Origin of the sequence: Pseudomonas sp. TWR1-1-4, from assembly GCF_049897165.1 — a bacterium.
Taxonomy (GTDB): domain Bacteria; phylum Pseudomonadota; class Gammaproteobacteria; order Pseudomonadales; family Pseudomonadaceae; genus Aquipseudomonas; species Aquipseudomonas canadensis.
The window spans coordinates 250,454-270,716 of the sequence record NZ_JAFCVS010000006.1; the positions used below are offsets into that span (position 1 = coordinate 250,454).

Annotated in this window: 10 protein-coding genes and 3 pseudogenes; 8 read left to right on the top strand and 5 right to left on the bottom strand. The window is 60.7% G+C overall.

The features are described 5' to 3' along the window. Positions 1-7: 7 nt before the first annotated feature. Together ACP7C6_RS20385 and putP are read right to left on the bottom strand one after the other, a co-directional pair. Entirely contained in the window at positions 8-1,969 is a 1,962-nt protein-coding gene (locus ACP7C6_RS20385; RefSeq protein WP_426109163.1) for a type VI secretion system tip protein VgrG, read from the bottom strand. 204 nt (positions 1,970-2,173) lie between these two features. Beyond that, positions 2,174-3,658, bottom strand: a complete 1,485-nt coding sequence (putP, locus tag ACP7C6_RS20390; RefSeq protein WP_028615458.1) for a sodium/proline symporter PutP — start codon at positions 3,656-3,658, stop codon at positions 2,174-2,176. Positions 3,659-4,118: 460 nt separating this feature from the next. Between putP and putA the strand changes: the two genes are divergently transcribed. Both putA and ACP7C6_RS20400 read left to right on the top strand, forming a co-directional pair. Beyond that, on the top strand, positions 4,119-8,072 hold the full coding sequence (putA, locus tag ACP7C6_RS20395) for a trifunctional transcriptional regulator/proline dehydrogenase/L-glutamate gamma-semialdehyde dehydrogenase (protein WP_308908264.1): 3,954 nt from the start codon (positions 4,119-4,121) through the stop codon (positions 8,070-8,072). A 200-nt stretch (positions 8,073-8,272) separates the two neighbouring features. Next, positions 8,273-10,075 (top strand): acyl-CoA dehydrogenase, encoded by a 1,803-nt coding sequence (locus tag ACP7C6_RS20400; protein ID WP_426109164.1) that lies wholly within the window; start codon positions 8,273-8,275, stop codon positions 10,073-10,075. Here ACP7C6_RS20400 and ACP7C6_RS20405 read toward each other — a convergent pair. After that, on the bottom strand, positions 10,072-10,365 hold the full coding sequence (locus ACP7C6_RS20405) for a cell division protein ZapA (RefSeq protein ID WP_016977202.1): 294 nt from the start codon (positions 10,363-10,365) through the stop codon (positions 10,072-10,074). The two genes, ACP7C6_RS20400 and ACP7C6_RS20405, sit on opposite strands and share 4 nt — an antisense overlap. After that, a complete protein-coding gene (locus ACP7C6_RS20410) occupies positions 10,362-10,592 on the bottom strand; it encodes a hypothetical protein (RefSeq protein ID WP_016977201.1) in 231 nt (76 codons plus the stop codon). Before ACP7C6_RS20410 ends, ACP7C6_RS20405 begins: the two co-directional genes overlap by 4 nt. 344 nt (positions 10,593-10,936) lie before the next feature. On the opposite strand from ACP7C6_RS20410, the pseudogene ACP7C6_RS20415 reads away from it, so the two are divergent. From ACP7C6_RS20415 to selO, 5 genes and pseudogenes are all read left to right on the top strand, one after another. Further along, positions 10,937-11,593: pseudogene (locus ACP7C6_RS20415) on the top strand (MCP four helix bundle domain-containing protein); the annotation flags it as partial. A gap of 303 nt (positions 11,594-11,896) precedes the next feature. Continuing rightward, positions 11,897-12,496 (top strand): annotated as a pseudogene (locus tag ACP7C6_RS20420) (methyl-accepting chemotaxis protein); the annotation flags it as partial. A gap of 343 nt (positions 12,497-12,839) precedes the next feature. Next, positions 12,840-14,582 carry a potassium/proton antiporter gene (locus tag ACP7C6_RS20425; protein ID WP_016977199.1) on the top strand — a complete coding sequence of 581 codons (1,743 nt, stop codon included), beginning with the start codon at positions 12,840-12,842 and terminating at the stop codon, positions 14,580-14,582. Positions 14,583-14,632: 50 nt separating this feature from the next. Further along, positions 14,633-18,016, top strand: a complete 3,384-nt coding sequence (mscK, locus tag ACP7C6_RS20430; protein ID WP_028615454.1) for a mechanosensitive channel MscK — start codon at positions 14,633-14,635, stop codon at positions 18,014-18,016. A 48-nt stretch (positions 18,017-18,064) separates the two neighbouring features. After that, positions 18,065-19,528 (top strand): protein adenylyltransferase SelO, encoded by a 1,464-nt coding sequence (gene selO, locus ACP7C6_RS20435; RefSeq protein WP_426109165.1) that lies wholly within the window; start codon positions 18,065-18,067, stop codon positions 19,526-19,528. A 6-nt stretch (positions 19,529-19,534) separates the two neighbouring features. Here selO and ACP7C6_RS20440 read toward each other — a convergent pair. After that, positions 19,535-19,651 (bottom strand): annotated as a pseudogene (locus ACP7C6_RS20440) (transcriptional regulator); the annotation flags it as partial. Positions 19,652-19,732: 81 nt separating this feature from the next. On the opposite strand from ACP7C6_RS20440, the gene trxC reads away from it, so the two are divergent. Then, positions 19,733-20,167, top strand: a complete 435-nt coding sequence (gene trxC / locus ACP7C6_RS20445; protein WP_058423529.1) for a thioredoxin TrxC — start codon at positions 19,733-19,735, stop codon at positions 20,165-20,167. Positions 20,168-20,263: the final 96 nt, after the last annotated feature.

Consider the following 20,263-nt stretch of genomic DNA (forward strand, 5'->3'; position numbering starts at 1 on the left):
TTAAAAGTCAGATGGGGCCGCACTGGCCGTTTTTGCAACGCTCGCACTCTTCGCAAAACGGCGCGCTGCGCTTGAGGCTGGCCACCTGCACGCGGCTCAGCGGAGCAGGAATCACCGCCAGCAGTGTTTCCTTCAGTCCAGGCGTTAACGGCGCTGCAGTAGCAGCGGGCGCACTGCCAAGCTGGATTGGCATACTGCTGAAAATCCCGCCCGCAGACAGCGTGATCGACTGCCCGCCCGCCTGAATCGTGACAGTTGCGCCACCATCGATCACAACGCTTTGCCCCGCGCCTATCAGAATGGCCTGCCCTGCCCTTACCTGCCGAGAGCCGCCAACCATCAAGTGGTCGTCTCGCTTCAGGTCTGTCAGACGGTTGCCATGGATAATGCGCAGCTCCTCGCCTTGCAGTTCGTGATGCGACTCACCGTCCACTTTTACCCGAAGGTCATGCAGCACGTGTTGGGTCCAGTCCCGCTGGGCACGCAGGTAGATTTCCTCGGCCCCCTTGCGGTCCTCGATGCGCAACTCGTTGTAGCCACCACCACCGGGGCTGCTCTGGCTGCGGAAGATGCTGCGGGTCTTGTCCGCAGGCAGATCGAGGGGCACCTGGGCGGCCGCATTGGGTAGGCAGCCCATGACCAGCGGCATATCCATGTCGCCATTAACGAAGCCTACCAACACTTCCATACCGACCCGAGGGATCAATACCGCCCCATAACGATCATGCGCCCAGCCGCTGGCAACCCGCAGCCAGCAGCTGGAATGGTCGTTATGTTCCCCATCGCGATCCCACGCCAACTGCACCTTGACCCGGCCGTATTCGTCGCAATGGATTTCGCTGCCGGCGGGACCGGTCACCACTGCGTTCTGGTAACCCGATATTTGAGGCCGGGACATAATCAGAGGTGTTCGAAACGCTACGTCCCAAGGCGTTACAACAAATTCATTGCTGTAGCCTTGAGGCGACTCATTGCCAACAGACTCCTCAAGCACCTGAGGTTGGTGCCCTACATGGTGCAACTGGGTAATCAGCCACAAATCATTCCATTCCTGACGAGGATGCCCAGTCATCTTCAAGAACTGCCCAGTGACCAACGCCGGCTGGTCGCTAGCGCCGCTCGCCTGACGGTAATCGCTGCGATGACGCTCCAGCAGGCGTTGCGCCAGGTACTTACCACGCTCACGATCCGTGAAGTACCCAGGGTAGCGCTGGTCGTCCAGGGTGGGCCGCAGCTGACTGGATACTTCGCTTTCCAACGTCAGGCTAGGCTTTTTGAAATCGTAGTCCCGCAGGTTCACACCGGTGGTACGAGTCTTCAGCCGCAGAATAAAGCGCTTGATCGCTGTCTCGTCGGCAACCATCCCGGTACCAGGCGAATACGGTGTGGGTTGATCAGGCCGCGCAAAAACACTTTGATCGTCGCCAAACACCAACAGGTGACGCTCAGGGGTGTGCTGGAAGTGATAGTGAATGCCCGATTCGGCACATAGACGCTGAATGAACTCCAGATCGGTTTCGCCGAACTGAACACAGTATTCACACTCGGGATACTTGCCGCTCAGTTGAAACGCGAAGGCATCACTTTGGATAGTCTGAGCTTGCAATACCTGCGCAATGATCTCGGATACGGTTTTTTTCTGGAAAATCCGCTGGTGAGTGCTGTGTTCCAGATAAGCCAGCTGCGGCACCAGGGTGATCTGGTAACGGGTAAGGCGCCTGCCCGAATCGCCTTGCGCCACCCGATACACCAAGCCATGAATACCATGGCCATGAGCGTCAAACCCCAGGAACGCTTGACGGTGTAGCAGGCTCTCAAGGTCTTGATCGGACTGTTCGCTGACCAACTCAAGGTCAAAGCGAAAAGGCAGGCTGATGAACTCATCCCCCACGAAACCGTGGACCTGGAATTCACTGGGCTCCCCGTCGAGGGTCAGGGTAAAGGCGCTTTGGTTGGCAGGAGCGAACATCCGGTGTTTCTCTGCGGGGAGTGGGCTGCCGATTTTGCATCACCCTTGCAACCTGCTGAGCACTCGCCAAGAAAATCAGTAAAACCCTACGTGCGCACGTCCGAATTTTCTTAGGACCGACATAAATTACACATAAAAAAAGGCCCGCAATCCGTAGGACGCGGGCCTTTATTTCAACTCACTTGGCGCTAAACACCCAGCGAATTACTTATTGAGGTTGTAGTCTTTTTCCGCAGCATCAAAACGCTCGACCATACCGGCAGTCGGTGCGCCCATCTTGCTCACGAAGTAGATCGCCAAGCTGGCGAAGATAAAGCCTGGGATGATTTCGTACAGGCCCAGCAATTCGAAGTGTTTCCACACAATCACAGTGATCGCGCCGACCAAGATACCGGCCAGTGCGCCGTTGCGGGTCATGCCTTTCCAGATCACCGAGATCAGCACCACAGGGCCGAATGCGGCGCCGAAACCGGCCCAGGCGTAGCTCACCAGGCCCAGTACGCGGTTTTCCGGGTTGGCGGCCATTGCGATGGCGATCAGTGCAACCAGCAGCACCATCAGGCGACCGACCCATACCAACTCAACCTGGGACGCGTTTTTGCGCAGGAAGGTCTTGTAGAAGTCTTCGGTCAAGGCGCTGGAGCACACCAACAGTTGGCAGCTCAAAGTGCTCATCACCGCCGCCAGGATGGCCGACAGCAGCACGCCGGCAATCCATGGGTTGAACAGCAGCTTGGCCAGCTCAATGAATACGCGTTCGTGGTTTTCGGTCACAGGACCTGCCACTTCCGGATGCGCCGAGAAGTAGGCAATACCGAAGAAGCCCACCGCCACGGTGCCGCCCAGGCACAGGATCATCCAGGTCATGGAAATGCGACGTGCCTTGGCAATCGACTTCACCGAATCCGCCGCCATGAAACGCGCCAGGATGTGCGGCTGGCCGAAGTAACCCAGGCCCCAGCCCATCAGCGAGATGATGCCGATGAACGTGGTGTTTTTCAGCATGTTGAAGTTGTCAGGGTTCTGGGCTTCGATCGCCAGGAACGTGGTGTCGACGCCACCGGTGGCCAGCAGCACGATGATCGGCGTGAGAATAAGCGCAAAAATCATCAGCGTGGCTTGTACGGTATCTGTCCAGCTCACGGCCAGGAAACCACCGACGAAGGTGTAGGCAATGGTCGCTGCGGCACCGGCCCACAAGGCAGTCTCGTAGGACATGCCGAAGGTGCTTTCAAACAGGCGGGCGCCGGCGACGATACCGGAGGCGCAGTAAATGGTGAAGAACACCAGGATCACCACGGCGGAGATGATCCGCAGCAGGCCGCTTTTATCTTCGAAACGGCTGGAGAAGTAATCCGGCAGGGTCAGCGCGTCACCGTTGTGCTCGGTCTGGACCCGCAGGCGACCGGCGACGAACAGCCAGTTGAGGTAGGCACCGACGATCAGGCCGATGGCGATCCAGCTTTCCGACAGACCAGACATGTAGATCGCGCCCGGCAGGCCCATCAACAACCAGCCGCTCATGTCGGAAGCGCCGGCCGACAAGGCAGTCACCACGCTACCGAGGCTGCGACCGCCCAGGATGTAATCGGAAAGGTTGTTGGTGGAGCGATAGGCCATGAAGCCGATCAGCACCATTGCTGCGATATAGATCACGAACGTGATCAGGGTTGGATTACTAACGCTCATAAGAGTGACGCCCTGGCTTTGTTTTTATGTAGCAACGGTCTGTCAGACGGCCACCCACTGGAAGTAGGTAGACGTAGCTGCGTGCCGCGCATTTATGACTGACGTTTCCCCAGGAAAGCCGTCAGCCGATGAACCGAACTTTCAAAGTGGTTGCACCTTGGGCGCGAATGCTATTCAACAAAGCAAATAAGGTGCAACCAGTTTCGTGAGAATAAGTTGCACCTTGATATGTTTTGTGGAAAACGCCCTGTTTTTGCTCCTTTTCGGAGCAAGAACAGCCGATCTCAGAAGTAAACGCACCAAGGCAGAGCGGAATCCGTCGGCAGTGTCTTTTTTTGCCGATCACGATCGAAAATTTCCTGAATAAAAAGGGTTGCACCCGGTTGCACCTCTGCATGCGCAAAGCTAATCTTGCCGCCAGCTAATGCCACTCGGTAGTGGCACCCATGAGGATAAGAAAATGGCTACGACCACCCTTGGGGTCAAACTCGACGACCCGACCCGCGAGCGCCTGAAGGCTGCCGCGACCTCCATTGATCGCACGCCGCACTGGCTGATCAAGCAGGCGATTTTCAATTACCTGGAGAAACTGGAGGGTGGTGCAACCCTGTCCGAACTCAATGGTTTGAGCAGCAAGGACGCGGACGATGCAGGCGAGGTCCAGACCGACCACGCCCACCAGTGCTTCCTTGAGTTCGCCGAGAGCATCCTGCCGCAATCCGTATTGCGCGCCTCGATCACCGCCGCTTACCGCCGCCCCGAGCCGGAAGTGGTGCCGATGCTGATCGAACAGGCTCGTCTGCCGGCCCCGATGGCCGAAGCCACCAACAAGCTGGCCGCCTCAATCGCCGAAAAACTGCGTAACCAGAAAAGTGCTGGCGGCCGTGCCGGTATTGTTCAGGGCCTGCTGCAGGAGTTTTCCCTGTCGTCCCAGGAAGGCGTGGCACTGATGTGCCTGGCCGAAGCGCTGCTGCGCATCCCGGACAAGGGTACTCGCGACGCACTGATCCGCGACAAGATCAGCACCGGCAACTGGCAGCCGCACTTGGGCAACAGCCCGTCGCTGTTCGTCAACGCTGCTACGTGGGGCCTGCTGCTGACTGGCAAACTGGTCGCCACCCACAACGAAGCAGGCCTGACCTCGTCCCTGAGCCGCATCATCGGCAAGAGCGGCGAGCCGATGATCCGCAAGGGCGTCGACATGGCGATGCGCCTGATGGGCGAACAGTTCGTCACCGGCGAAACCATCGCCGAAGCCCTGGCCAACGCGAGCAAGTTCGAAGCCAAGGGTTTCCGCTATTCCTACGACATGCTCGGTGAAGCTGCGCTGACTGAACACGACGCGCAGAAGTACCTGGCCTCGTACGAACAAGCCATCCATTCGATCGGCAAAGCCTCCCACGGCCGTGGGATTTATGAAGGTCCGGGTATCTCCATCAAGCTGTCGGCACTGCACCCGCGCTACAGCCGTGCGCAGTACGAGCGCGTGATGGACGAGCTGTATCCGCGCCTGCTGTCCCTGACCTTGCTGGCCAAGCAATACGACATCGGCCTGAACATCGACGCCGAAGAAGCCGACCGCCTGGAGCTGTCTTTGGACCTGCTGGAGCGCCTGTGCTTCGAGCCGCAACTGACCGGCTGGAACGGTATCGGTTTCGTGATCCAGGCCTACCAGAAGCGTTGCCCGTATGTGATCGACTACGTCATCGACCTGGCGCGCCGCAGCCGCCATCGCCTGATGATCCGCCTGGTGAAAGGCGCGTATTGGGACAGCGAGATCAAGCGCGCCCAGGTCGAAGGCCTGGAAGGCTACCCGGTCTACACCCGCAAGGTGTACACCGACGTTTCCTACATTGCCTGCGCACGCAAACTGCTGTCGGTGCCGGAAGTCATCTACCCGCAGTTCGCCACGCATAATGCTCACACGCTGTCGGCCATCTACCATATCGCCGGTCAGAACTATTACCCCGGCCAGTACGAGTTCCAATGCCTGCACGGCATGGGCGAACCGCTGTACGAGCAGGTTGTAGGCAAGGTTGCCGATGGCAAGCTGAACCGTCCGTGCCGTGTGTACGCTCCAGTCGGCACCCACGAAACACTGCTGGCTTACCTGGTCCGTCGCCTGCTGGAAAACGGCGCGAACACCTCGTTCGTCAACCGCATTGCCGACCAATCCATCTCCATTCAGGAGCTGGTGGCCGATCCAGTGGCCAGCATCGAGCAAATGGCCACGCTGGAAGGCGGCTTCGGCCTGCCGCACCCGCGTATCCCCTTGCCGCGTGACCTGTACGGCAGCGACCGCGCCAATTCGGCCGGTATCGACCTGGCCAACGAACACCGCCTGGCGTCGCTGTCCTGCGCCTTGCTGGCCACGGCTCACAACAACTGGAAAGCTGCGCCGATGCTCGGTTGCGCCTCCAGCGAGCAAGCGGCGGCGCCGGTACTGAACCCGTCCGACCTGCGTGACGTGGTCGGTCATGTTCAAGAAGCCACCGTCGAAGACGTCGACAACGCTATCCAGTGCGCCATCAGCGCCGGTCCGATCTGGCAGGCCACCCCGCCCGCCGAGCGCGCCGCCATCCTGGAACGTGCCGCCGACCTGATGGAAGGCGAGATTCAGCCACTGATGGGCCTGCTGGCCCGTGAAGCCGGCAAGACCTTCGCCAACGCCATCGCCGAAGTGCGTGAAGCCGTAGACTTCCTGCGCTATTACGCGGTGCAGGCACGCAACGATTTCACCAACGACGCCCACCGCCCACTGGGGCCGGTGGTGTGCATCAGCCCGTGGAACTTCCCGCTGGCCATCTTCAGCGGCCAAGTCGCCGCCGCATTGGCCGCCGGCAACCCGGTACTGGCCAAGCCGGCCGAACAAACTCCGCTGGTCGCCGCGCAAGCCGTGCGCATCCTGTTGGAAGCCGGTATTCCGGAAGGCGTGCTGCAACTGCTGCCGGGCCAGGGCGAAACCGTGGGTGCCCGCCTGGTGGGGGATGATCGCGTCAAAGGCGTGATGTTCACTGGATCTACCGAAGTGGCGCGCCTGCTGCAACGCAATGTCGCCGGCCGCCTGGATGCCCAGGGCCGTCCGATCCCGCTGATCGCCGAAACTGGCGGCCAGAACGCGATGATCGTCGACTCCTCGGCGCTCACCGAACAAGTGGTAATCGACGTGGTGTCCTCGGCCTTTGACAGTGCCGGCCAACGCTGCTCGGCCCTGCGTGTACTGTGCCTGCAGGAAGATTCGGCAGACCGTGTCATCGAAATGCTCAAGGGCGCCATGGCGGAATGCCGTCTGGGCAACCCTGAGCGCCTGTCCGTCGACATCGGCCCGGTGATCGATGCCGAAGCCAAGGCCGGCATCGAAAAACACATCCAGGCCATGCGCGACAAAGGCCGCAATGTGTATCAAGTGGCGATTGCCGACGGTGAAGAGATCAAGCGCGGCACCTTCGTGATGCCGACCCTGATCGAGCTGGAAAGCTTCGACGAGCTGCAACGGGAGATCTTCGGACCGGTGCTGCACGTGGTGCGCTACAAGCGCAAAGAGATCGACCAGCTCATCGGCCAGATCAACGCTTCCGGCTACGGACTGACCCTGGGCGTGCACACCCGTATCGACGAGACCATCGCCAAGGTGATCGACAACGTCAACGCCGGTAACGTTTATGTGAACCGCAACATCGTGGGCGCTGTGGTCGGCGTGCAACCTTTCGGCGGCGAAGGTCTGTCGGGCACTGGCCCGAAAGCCGGAGGCCCGCTGTACCTGTACCGCCTGCTGTCGACGCGCCCTACGGATGCCATCGAGCAATCCTTCGTACGCGGCGACGCACTGGCCGCGCCGGACGTGCGCCTGCGAGATGCCATGAGCCAGCCGCTGACCGCCCTGAAATCCTGGGCCGACAGCAATAAGTTCAGCGACCTGAGCGCCCTGTGCAGCCAGTTCGCCGCGCAATCGCAAAGCGGTATCACCCGCCAACTGGCCGGCCCGACCGGCGAACGCAACAGCTACGCCATCCTGCCCCGCGAGCACGTACTGTGCCTGGCAGAAGTGGAAGGCGATCTGCTGACGCAACTGGCGGCGGTACTGGCCGTGGGCGGTTCGGCGGTATGGCCGGAATCTGACCTGACCAAGGCCTTGTTCCCACGCCTGCCGAAGGAGATTCAGGCGAAGATCAAGCGCGTGGCCGACTGGACCAAGGACGACGTAGTGTTCGACGCGGTCTTGCATCACGGTGATTCCGATCAATTGCGTGCGGTGTGCCAGCAAGTTGCGCAGCGCAGTGGGGCGATTGTCGGGGTGCATGGTTTGTCCCAAGGCGAGACCGCGATTGCACTGGAACGCCTGGTGATCGAGCGGGCGTTGAGTGTTAACACGGCGGCAGCTGGCGGTAACGCCAGCCTCATGACCATCGGCTAACGGTAAACCCTGTGGGAGCTGGCTTGCCTGCGAGAGCAGCACCTCAGTGCAACTGACGCACCGAGGTGTCTGCATCGCAGGCAAGCCAGCGCCCACAAGAACCGAGTTTGTTCTGGCCTTCCATCACCCAAATCAATCTTGCTATCCAGCCTCTATTCGCGCACTTAGACTCAGGCCAATTCCTCCAAAGGTAAGCCGCCATGTCCGAGACGCTGCTCAGTTCCCGCAATCTGGCTTTCGAGCTGTACGAAGTCCTCGATGCCGAGGGCCTGACCCAGCGCGAGCGGTTTGCCGAGCACAATCGCGAAACCTTCGATGCGGCCATCAGTACCGCGCGCACTATTGCCGAGAAGTATTTCGCTCCTCACAACCGCAAGAACGACGAAAACGAACCGCGCTACGAAGACGGCAAGGCCATCCTGATTCCGGAAGTGAAGCCAGCGGTGGATGCGTTCCTCGAAGCCGGCTTCCTCAACGCAGCCCGCAGCTTTGCAGCGGGTGGTATGCAACTGCCGACCCTGCTGTCCCAAGCCTGTTTTGCGCACTTCCAGTCGGCCAACGCGGCATCTACTTCCTATCCGTTCCTGACCATGGGCGCCGCCAACCTGATCGAGAGCTTCGGCACTGAGGACCAGAAACAACGCTTTCTGCAACCGATGATCGACGGCCGTTTCTTTGGCACCATGGCCCTCACCGAACCTCACGCCGGCTCATCCCTGTCAGATATTCGTACACGCGCAGAGCCAGCGGCTGACGGTACTTACCGACTCAAGGGCAATAAGATCTTCATTTCCGGCGGTGACCACCCGCTGTCGGAAAACATCGTGCACATGGTGCTGGCCAAACTTCCGGACGCACCGGCCGGGGTGAAGGGCATTTCGTTGTTTATCGTGCCCAAGTTCCTGGTCAACGACGACGGCAGCCTGGGCGAGCGCAACGATGTGTTGCTGGCCGGGCTGTTCCACAAGATGGGTTGGCGCGGCACCACGTCCACTGCGCTGAACTTCGGCGATAACGGCAATTGCATCGGTTATCTGGTGGGTAAGCCGCACCAGGGTTTGAGCTGCATGTTCCAGATGATGAACGAGGCGCGGATTGGCGTCGGTATGGGCGCCGTCATGCTCGGTTACGCCGGCTACCTCTACTCGCTGGAATACGCCCGCGAACGCCCACAAGGCCGCCTGCCCGATAGTAAAGATCCCACGACCGCACCGGTCTCGATCATTCAGCACGCAGACATCAAGCGCATGCTGCTCACCCAAAAATCCTACGTAGAAGGCGCCTTCGACCTCGGCCTCTACGCCGCGCGGCTGTTCGACGACACCACCACCCTGGCCACCGAAACCGAACGCAAACAAGCTCACGAACTGCTGGATCTGCTCACGCCCATCGTCAAATCCTGGCCGTCGGAGTTCTGCCTCAAAGCCAACGAACTGGCGATCCAGATTCTCGGCGGCCATGGCTACACCCGCGAATACCCTGTGGAGCAGTATTACCGTGACAACCGCCTGAACCCGATTCATGAAGGCACCCACGGCATCCAGTCCCTGGATTTGCTCGGGCGCAAACTGGCGCAGAATGGCGGCGCGGGCTTGAAGCAACTGATAAGACTGATCGCCGAAACCGGCGCCCGTGCGCAGGAATACCCGAGCCTTACCGTGCTGAGGGAACCCTTGGAACAGCTGGTCAACCGCCTGCAAACCGTCACCCTTGGCCTGCTGACGGATCTCGCCCAGGGCAAGGTCAATAGCAGCCTGGCGAATTCGGCGCTGTACCTGAAGGTGTTCGGGCATACGGTAATTGGCTGGCGCTGGCTGGAACAGGCAATTCGCGCCGAAGCAGGCTTGGCCAAGGGTCATGCGGCGGATGTGGCCTTCTATAGAGGCAAGCTCCAGGCTGCCCGGTACTTCCTGACCTGGGAAGTGCCGAGCTGCCATCATGAACTGGCAATCTTGGAGGCCCGCGATGACACGTGCCTCGGCATGCAAGATGAGTGGTTCTAAGGCGTTCCGATCGCCTTGGAAATCACATCGACCGTGGCGCTGACTTGCTCTTGGTAACGGTCGAGTTCCTGCTGGTGCGCCTGCTGCATTTCGATCTGCTCGGCGCACAGGTTCAGCGCCGCCAGCACCAGTAGCTTGTCACCGATCAGGGTCGGGTACTTCTTCTTGGTGGTGGCCAGGGACGCCTTGAGCAGGGTCACGGCGTGCATCAGGGTTTTCTCTTCCCCGGCCGGTGCCTTGATCGAGTAATCCTCTCCGAGAATCGAAACGACCTTTATCCCTTCACTCATGCGCCGACAGGCCCTGCGCTCACACGCTCAACCAGCGCCTGGATACGCGCGGCGGTGGCGCCGTGCTTTTCTTCCTGTTCCATCAGGTTCAGTTGCAGGCTGTCGTTCTCGTCCTTGGCGCGGGCCAGTTCGGCCTTGAGGGATTCGTTGGTGCCCAGCAGATCCTGGTTCTGCTGTACCAGGTCGCTGACCAGTTGTTCCAATTGGCTGAGGGATGCTTCTAACATTTTGATTTCTCGAGCTTTTTAAAAGGGCGGTGACGATAAAGAAAATTCACCTCGGATGCCAGGGTTATCCCCGGCGCGCAGCCCGATTTTTAAGGGCCGGGCCGCACTTTCGAGCCTTAGTGACTGCATTTACCGGATCTGGTTCCTGAATCGATCAAACCCCTCGTCAGATGCGACAAAACCGCACACGCCCCTTTAGACTTTAGTCGTACGACCGATAAAGAGGGACACCCCGTCTGATGGCCGCACGGATCGCGCATCTCCCCCAGGATTCCCGCATGTCGCTTCGTAATATGAATATCGCTCCGAGGGCCTTCCTCGGCTTCGCGTTTATTGGCGCGTTGATGTTGTTTCTCGGTGTGTTCGCCCTGAATCAAATGAGCAAGATACGCGCCGCCACGGAAGACATCACCCTGTCCAGCGTGCCAAGCATTCGTGCCCTCGATGAGTTCACCCAACTGACTCTGCGCCTGCGGGTGCTGTCGTACCGCCTGCTGACCAACCGCGAGCCGGAGGTCCAGCAAAAAACCCTGGAAGCCTTTGAGCTGCGCAATCAGCAGATTCGCACGGCCCAGGGCATCTACGAAAAACTCATCGAGAGCAGCGAAGAGCGCTCGACCTACGACGAATACGTACGCCTGCTGGGCCAGTACCATCAGATTGAAGAGCGCATGAAGAGCCTGTCGCGCGCCAATCAAGTGGAAGAGCTGCGCACCCTGCTCAACACCGAACTGCTGAGCAACTCCGAGCAGGTCAACGCCGTGCTCACCCGCCTGCTGGACATCAACAATAAGATGGCCCTGGCTACCAATAAAGACGCCGAAGACCAATACAACATGGCCTTCAACATGGTGGTGAGCCTTCTGGTGATCGCCACCCTGCTGACACTGCTGTTTGCGTGGCTGCTGACCCGCAGCATCACCCTGCCCATCTCCCAGGCCTTGGAAGCAGCCGAAGAAGTGGCCGAAGGCAACCTGACGCGCCCGATCAAAGTCGACGGCAACGACGAAGCCGGGCGCCTGTTGGCGGCCATGGCCAAGATGCAGGACAAACTGCGCGACACCCTGCAACGCATTGCCGGGTCCGCGACCCAGCTGGCGTCGGCTGCCGAGGAACTGAACGCCGTCACCGACGAAAGCGCCCGTGGCCTGACCCAGCAAAACAACGAAATCGAACAAGCCGCCACGGCGGTGAACGAGATGACCAGTGCCGTCGAAGAAGTTGCCCGCAATGCGGTGAGCACCTCCGAGGCATCGCGCAACGCCACCACTTCTGCCGGCGATGGCCGTGACCTGGTGCAGGAAACCGTCAGCGCCATCGAACGCATGAGCGGCGATGTGCAAGCCACCGCCACCTTGATTGGCGACCTGGCCAATGAGTCCCGCGATATCGGCAAGGTGCTGGACGTGATCCGTGGCCTGGCCGACCAGACCAACCTGCTGGCCCTGAACGCGGCGATTGAAGCGGCACGTGCTGGCGAAGCCGGTCGCGGTTTTGCGGTGGTCGCCGATGAAGTGCGCGCCCTGGCTCATCGCACGCAGCAATCGACCAGCGAGATCGAGCGGATGATCGGCAGTATCCAGGCCGGCACCGAACACGCGGTGGATTCGATGCGCAACAGCACCGAACGCGCCGAATCGACGCTGAATATCGCCAAAGGCGCCGGGATGTCGCTGGATACCATCAATACCGCGATCGTCGAGATCAACGAACGCAACCTGGTGATCGCCAGCGCAGCGGAAGAACAGGCCCAGGTGGCGCGGGAAGTGGACCGCAACCTGGTGAACATCCGTGACCTGTCGGTGCAATCGGCCACCGGTGCCAGCCAGACCAGTGCGGCGAGCAGCGAGCTGTCGCGCCTGGCGGTGGACTTGAATGGAATGGTCGGGCGCTTCCGCCTGTAACTGACCCCGACCGACTGTAGTGAGCGGGCTTGCCCCGCGCTGGGCTGCGAAGCAGCCCCAACAGGAACACCTCATTTTTACAGACAGTATCCGGTGACTGGTTTTGGGGCTGCTTCGCAGCCCAGCGCAGGGCAAGCCTGCTCACCACAAAAGTCTTGATCATCACAGCCTGCCTGCTCACCACTAGAGCCCTGCTCACTACAGCAAGCCAGCTTCCACATTAGCTCCGCACGAATCAGAAAAAGCTTTTTGACAGCGCAGCAATTCAACAGGTTAGAATCGCTGGCACGCAGACTGCATGGTCAGTTTGCGCCCCGTCTTGTTTGCTCATGGAGTACTGCCTTTGAATGCGACGACCATCAACAGCCTGTTCTTGATCGGCGCGTTGCTGGTGAGTGCGAGCATTCTGGTGAGTTCTCTTTCGTCCCGCCTGGGTATCCCGATATTGGTGATCATCCTGGCCGTGGGCATGGTCGCCGGCGTCGATGGCGGCGGCATCATCTTCGATAACTACCCAACCGCCTACCTGGTGGGCAACCTCGCCCTGGCCGTGATCCTGCTCGATGGCGGTTTACGCACACGGGTGGCGAGTTTCCGCGTGGCACTCTGGCCGGCGTTGTCGCTGGCCACGGTGGGGGTGTTGATTACCACCGGCCTCACCGGCATGGCCGCGGCCTGGCTGTTTGACCTCAATATCATCCAAGGCTTGTTGATTGGCGCAATTGTCGGCTCCACAGACGCTGCGGCAGTGTTCTCGCTGCTCGGCGGCAAGGGCCTCAACGAACGGGTCACCGCCAGCCTGGAAATCGAATCCGGCAGCAACGACCCAATGGCGGTGTTCCTCACTGTCACCTTGATCGACATGCTCGCAAGCGGCCAGACCGGCCTGCACTGGAGCCTGCTGACTCACTTGGTGCGCGAGTTCGGCATCGGCGGCGTGGTCGGCCTGGGCGGCGGCTGGCTGATGCTGCAAATGGTCAACCGCATCAACCTGGCCACCGGCCTGTACCCGATCCTGGTGATCGCTGGCGGCCTGTTCGTGTTCGCCGTAACCAACGCCCTGCACGGCAGCGGCTTCCTCGCCGTGTACCTGTGCGGCCTGGTGATCGGCAACCGCCCGGTGCGCAGCCGTCATGGCATTTTGCATATGCTCGACGGCATGGCTTGGCTGGCGCAGATCGGCATGTTCCTGGTACTGGGCCTGCTGGTCACGCCCCATGACTTGCTGCCCATCGCGTTGCCGGCCCTGGGCCTGGCGCTGTGGATGATTCTGTTTGCGCGGCCATTGTCGGTAATGGTCGGCCTGCTGCCTTTCAAAGCGTTCCACGGTCGGGAAAAGGCCTTTATCGCCTGGGTGGGCCTGCGCGGCGCGGTGCCGATCATTCTGGCGGTGTTCCCGCTGATGGCCGGGCTGCCCCATGCGCAGCTGTACTTCAATCTCGCGTTCTTTATCGTGCTGGTGTCGCTGCTGGTGCAGGGCACGAGCCTGCCGTGGGTGGCCAAGCTGCTCAAAGTCACCGTACCGCCGGACCCGGCGCCGATTTCCCGTGCCGCGCTGGAAGTGCACGTCACCAGCGAGTGGGAGCTGTTCGTCTACCGCCTGGGCGCGGAAAAATGGTGCATCGGCGCAGCCCTGCGTGAGCTGAAAATGCCCGAAGGCACGCGGATCGCCGCGCTGTTCCGTGGCCAGCAACTGCTCCATCCGTCGGGTAGTACCGTGCTGGAAGTCGGCGACCTGCTCTGCGTGATCGGCCACGAACACAACCTGCCGGCCCTGGGCAAACTGTTCAGCCAAGCCCCGCAACGCGGTCTGGACCTGCGTTTCTTCGGCGACTTCGTGCTGGAAGGCGATGCCCAACTGGGCGCGGTTTCCGCGCTGTACGGCCTGAAGTTGGAAGGCATCGACCCGGATATGCCGCTGAGCAGTTTCATCACCCAGAAAGTCGGCGGCGCGCCCATCGTCGGCGACCAGGTGGAGTGGAACAACACCATCTGGACCGTCGCGGTCATGGACGGGAACAAGATTGGCAAAGTGGGCGTCAGATTCCCCGAAGGAAGTCGCCCGGGCCCCGGACTCTTCCTCTAAACTGCGGGGCGACGACGCCCCCGATTCTTCACCTTGCAAGACCGGTCTCTATGCCTACCCTGCGCACGTTCCTCGCCACTGCCCTGCTGGGCCTGACCCTTTGTGTCGGCACCGTTCACGCGGCCGACCCGCCCAGCGCCGACGCCATCCAGCAAACTCTGGACAAGCTGCCCGACCGCAAGCTGCCCGACGCCGACATGAAGGCCCTGCAGGGCATCCTGCAGCAGACCTTGACGTACCTGGGCAACAAGCAGGATTACGAGCAGCGCCTGGTCGACCTCAAGCGCCAGTTGGAAGACGCGCCGCGCGAGACCGCCGACAACCAGCGCGAACTGACCCGGCTCAAGGCCACCAAAATCATCCCGGTCGCCCAGCGCTACGCCACCCTGCCGGTGCCGCAGCTTGAGCAGTTGCTGGTGCAACGCACCACCCAGCAAGGTGACCTGCAAAAAGAACTGGCCGACGCCAATAGCCTGTCCATCGCCGCCCAGACCCGCCCGGAGCGCGCCCAGACTGAAATCAGCAGCAGCCAGACGCGCATCCTGCAGATCAACTCGATCCTCAAGGCCGGCAAGGACAACGGCAAGACCCTCAGCGGCGACCAGCGCAACCAGCTCAATGCCGAACTGGCCGCCCTCAACGCACTGATCCCGCTGCGTCGCCAGGAACTGGCCGGCAACAGTCAACTGCAAGACCTGGGCAACAGCCAACACGACCTGGTGATGGAAAAAACCGCGCGCCTGGAACAAGAGATCCAGGACCTGCAAACCCTGATCAACCAGAAACGCCTGGCCCAGTCCCAACAAACGGTGACCCAGCAGTCCATCGAAGCGCAAAAGGCCGGCGGCAGTAGCCTGCTGGCCACGGAAAGCGCGGCCAACCTGAAGTTGTCCGACTACCTGCTCAAAAGCACCGACCGCCTCAACGATCTGACCCAGAAGAACCTGAAAACCAAGCAGCAACTCGACACGGTGACCCAGAGCGACTCGGCCCTGGACGAGCAGATCAACGTGCTCAAGGGCAGCCTGTTGCTGTCCAAGATCCTCTACAAACAGAAACAAGCCTTGCCACGCCTGACCGTGGACCGCGACCTGGCGGACGACATCGCCAACATTCGCCTGTACCAATTCGAGGTCAACCAGCAACGCGAACTGATCAGTTCGCCAAGTGCCTATGTGGATAACTTGCTGGCCAACCAAGCGCCGGAAGACATCACCCCCCAACTGCGCCGCACCCTGCTGGAACTGGCGATCACCCGCAGCGACCTGCTGGAGCGCCTGAGCCGTGAGCTGAGCGCGCTGCTCAATGAATCCATCACCCTGCAACTGAACCAGAAACAACTGCTCAGCACCGCCACCACCCTGCGCGCGACGCTGGATGAGCAGATGTTCTGGATCCCCAGCAACAAGCCGCTGGACACCGAATGGCTGGAAACGGTACCGGCGCACCTGAGCAAGCAAGTCGCCACCTTGCCCTGGGCCTCCAGCGTCAGCGAACTGTACGACGGCCTGACCCAGCGCCCGCTGCTGTTCCTGCCGCTGCTGCTGTTGATTGGCGCGCTGCTATGGCGCCGTAAAAACCTGTACCAGCGCCTGAACAAGGTGCATCTGGATATTGGCCACTTCAAGCGCGACAGCCAGTGGCACACGCCCCAGGCCATCCTGATCAATATTCTGCTGGCAATGCCGGTTTCCTTAGGCTTGGCGCTGTGCGGCTACGCGCTGCAAATCGACGCCCGTGGGCAGAACGCCAACCTCGGTTCGGCCTTGCTGCAAATCGCCCAGGCCTGGCTGGTGTTCTATACCGCTTATCGCATCCTGGCGCCGGGTGGCGTGGCGGAACTGCACTTTCGCTGGGAAAAGCCCCAGGTCGAATTCCTGCAAGGTTGGGTGCGCAAACTCGGGCTGGTGGTACTCGCGCTGGTGGCCGTGGTGGCCATCGCTGAACACCAACCGGCGGCGCTGGCCGACGACGTGCTGGGCATCGGCGTGGTACTCACCTGCTACGCGCTGATGGCCTGGCTGCTCGGCCGCCTGTTGCTCAACAGCCCGACCCATGAAAAGGCCTCACTGTTCCGCAAGGCCGTGGGCCTGATGTTTACCGCGCTGCCGGTCGCGCTGTTTATCGCCGTGTGCTTTGGCTACTACTACACCGCGCTCAAGCTCAGCGACCGCCTGATCAACACCCTTTACCTGCTGATGTTCTGGCTGGTGATCGAAGCCACCTTCGTCCGCGGCCTGGGCGTTGCCGCCCGGCGACTGGCCTATGCGCGTGCCCTGGCCAAACGCCAGGCCGCCAAGGAAGCCGGCGACGGCGAAGCAGTGATCGAAGAACCGACCCTGGACATCGAACAGGTTAACGAACAGTCCATGCGACTGATTCGCCTGGCCTTGCTCGGCGGCTTTATTGCCGCGCTGTACTGGGTATGGTCTGACCTGATCTCGGTGTTTTCGTATTTGGATAACGTCACGTTGTACGAATACACCAGCGGTACGGGTGCCAATATCAGCATGGTGCCGATCAGCATCGGCGACTTGCTCGGCGCGCTGATCATCATCGGCATCACCTTCGCCCTGGCGCGCAACCTGCCCGGCCTGCTCGAGGTGCTGGTGCTGTCCAAGCTGGACCTGGCCCAGGGCAGCGCCTATGCGACCACCACGTTGCTGTCGTATGTGATTGCCGGCGTCGGTTTCGTCTCCACCTTGTCCACCCTCGGCGTGAGCTGGGACAAGTTGCAATGGCTGGTGGCGGCGCTGTCGGTGGGCTTGGGCTTTGGTATGCAGGAGATCTTCGCGAACTTCATCTCCGGCATCATGATCCTGTTCGAACGCCCGGTGCGCATCGGCGACACCATCACCATCGGCAACCTGTCGGGCACGGTGAGCAAGATCCGCATCCGCGCCACCACGATCACTGACTTTGACCGCAAGGACATCATTGTCCCGAACAAAACCTTCATCACTGGGCAACTGATCAACTGGTCGCTGACCGATACCATCACCCGCGTCACCCTGAAACTGGGCGTGGACTACGGCTCGGATCTGGACCTGGTGAAGGAACTGTTACTCAAGGCTGCCAGGGAAAACCCACGGGTCCTGAAAGAGCCAGAACCCCATGTTTACTTCCTCAATTTCGGCGAAAGCACGCTCGACCACGAACTGCGCATGCATGTACGCGACCTGGGTGACCGTAACCCGGTGCTGGACGAGGTCAACCGCTACATCAACCGTGAGTTCAAGAAACAGCACATCAACATCTCGTTCCGGCAGATGGAGGTGTACCTGAAGAATATGCACGGTCAGGAATACAAATTGGTGCCGGTTGAGGATGACCGCAAGACCATCGCAGGGCCTGAGACAGAGCAAGACGCCCCCGAGCCGCCACCCGGCAAAGTCGACGATGCGCCGGAACCGCCGCCGAGCAAGCTCGACTAACTCCGCTATCCCCAGCAGAATGCTCGGACATTCTGCTGGAGATGGCCGGTGAAAGCCCTCGACAAACTGACCTTCGACAACCGCTTCGCACGCCTGGGCGACGCATTCTCGACCCACGTACTGCCTGAGCCCCTCGACGCACCGCGCCTGGTCGTAGCGAGTGAGGCCGCGATGGCCCTGCTCGACCTTGACCCCGCTGTTGCCCAAACGCCGGTATTTGCCGAATTGTTTGGCGGCCACAAGCTGTGGGCCGAGGCAGAACCGCGGGCGATGGTCTATTCCGGGCATCAGTTCGGCGGCTACACCCCGCAGCTGGGTGACGGCCGTGGGTTGTTACTGGGTGAGGTGTACAACGAAGCCGGCGAGCACTGGGACCTGCACCTCAAGGGCGCCGGGATGACACCTTACTCACGCATGGGCGATGGGCGTGCCGTGTTGCGCTCGTCGATCCGTGAGTTTCTGGCCTCCGAAGCCCTGCACGCGCTGGGCATCCCCAGCAGCCGCGCACTGTGCGTGATCGGCTCCGACACCCCCGTGTGGCGTGAGAAACAGGAGCGTGGCGCGATGGTATTGCGCATGGCGCACAGCCATATCCGCTTCGGCCATTTCGAATATTTCTACTACACCAAGAAGCCCGAGCAGCAGGCGCTGTTGGCCGAGCATGTACTGAACCTGCACTACCCCGAGTGCCGCGAACAACCCGAGCCGTACCTGGCGATGTTCCGCGAAATCGTCGAGCGCAACGCCGAATTGATCGCTAAGTGGCAGGCTTATGGCTTCTGCCATGGCGTGATGAACACCGACAACATGTCGATCCTCGGCATCACTTTCGACTTCGGGCCGTTTGCGTTTCTGGATGATTTTGACGCGCACTTCATCTGCAACCACTCGGACCATGAAGGACGCTATTCCTTCAGCAATCAGGTGCCGATTGGGCAGTGGAACTTGAGTGCATTGGCGCAAGCACTGACGCCGTTTATCAGCGTCGACGCCTTGAAAGAAGCCCTTGGGCTGTACCTGCCGCTGTATCAGGCGAACTACCTGGATCTGATGCGCCGCCGCCTGGGACTCACCACCGCCGAAGACGATGACCAGCAGTTGGTGGAGCGGTTATTGAAGCTGATGCAGAACAGCGGCGTGGATTACACCCTGTTCTTCCGCCGCCTGGGGGATGAGTCGGCGGCGTTGGCCGTGGCGCGGTTGCGCGATGACTTCGTCGACCTGGCCGGGTTTGATGCCTGGGCCGAGCAGTACAAGGCGCGTGTTGCACGGGATGGTGACTACGGCGAGGAACAGCGCCGTGCGCGGATGCATGCGGTGAACCCGCTGTATATCTTGCGCAACTATCTTGCGCAGAATGCCATCGCTGCCGCCGAGTCCGGGGATTACAGCGAGGTGCGACGGCTGCATGAGGTGCTTTCCAAGCCGTTTGAGGAGCAAGCGGGGATGGAGCAATACGCACAGCGGCCGCCGGATTGGGGGAAGCATTTGGAGATTAGTTGTTCCTCGTAAAAACCTTTAAATGAAGGTTTCTACTGAAACCCCAAAACGCTCAGCCAGCCAACGTATTTGACGTATGTTGAGCTGGCGCTTGCCACGCAATCTCTCGGAGACGAGCGATTGCGCCCCCCCCCCCCCGGCAGATCGCATCTGGTCTTGATAAACCTCGTTGCCGGCTCCAGATTGAACCTAATGGCCACACCCTAGGAGCCCCCGATGTCCGAACCTCTTGTAATCCCCTGCCCCCACTGCAACGGGCTCAACCGCATCCCTGGTGAACGCCTGGGTGATGCGCCAAAGTGCGGGCGCTGCAAGCAGCCGGTTTTGTTGAAGAAGCCGTTTGAGCTGAAACAAGGCGACTACGCCAGCCAGATCAAAGGCGACCTGCCGTTGCTGGTGGATGTATGGGCCGACTGGTGTGGACCGTGTAAATCGTTTGCGCCGGTGTTCGAGCAGGCGGCCGGGCAGTTGGCGGGCAAGTGCCGGCTGGCCAAGCTGGACAGCGAGGCCAATCAGCAGTTGTCGGCGCAGTTGGGGATTCGCTCGATTCCCAGTTTGATTCTGTTCAAGAACGGTCGCGAAGTGGCGCGCCAGAGCGGGGCGTTTCCGTTGCCGCAGTTGATGGCGTGGCTTCGCAGCCAGGGCATTTGACACCCGACCTGTAGGAGCCGGGGTGGCGGGGCGGGGGGGGGTGTGGGGGCCCGCGCCCGGCCCCCGGGCCCCCCAGCCCCGGGGGTGCCCGGGTAG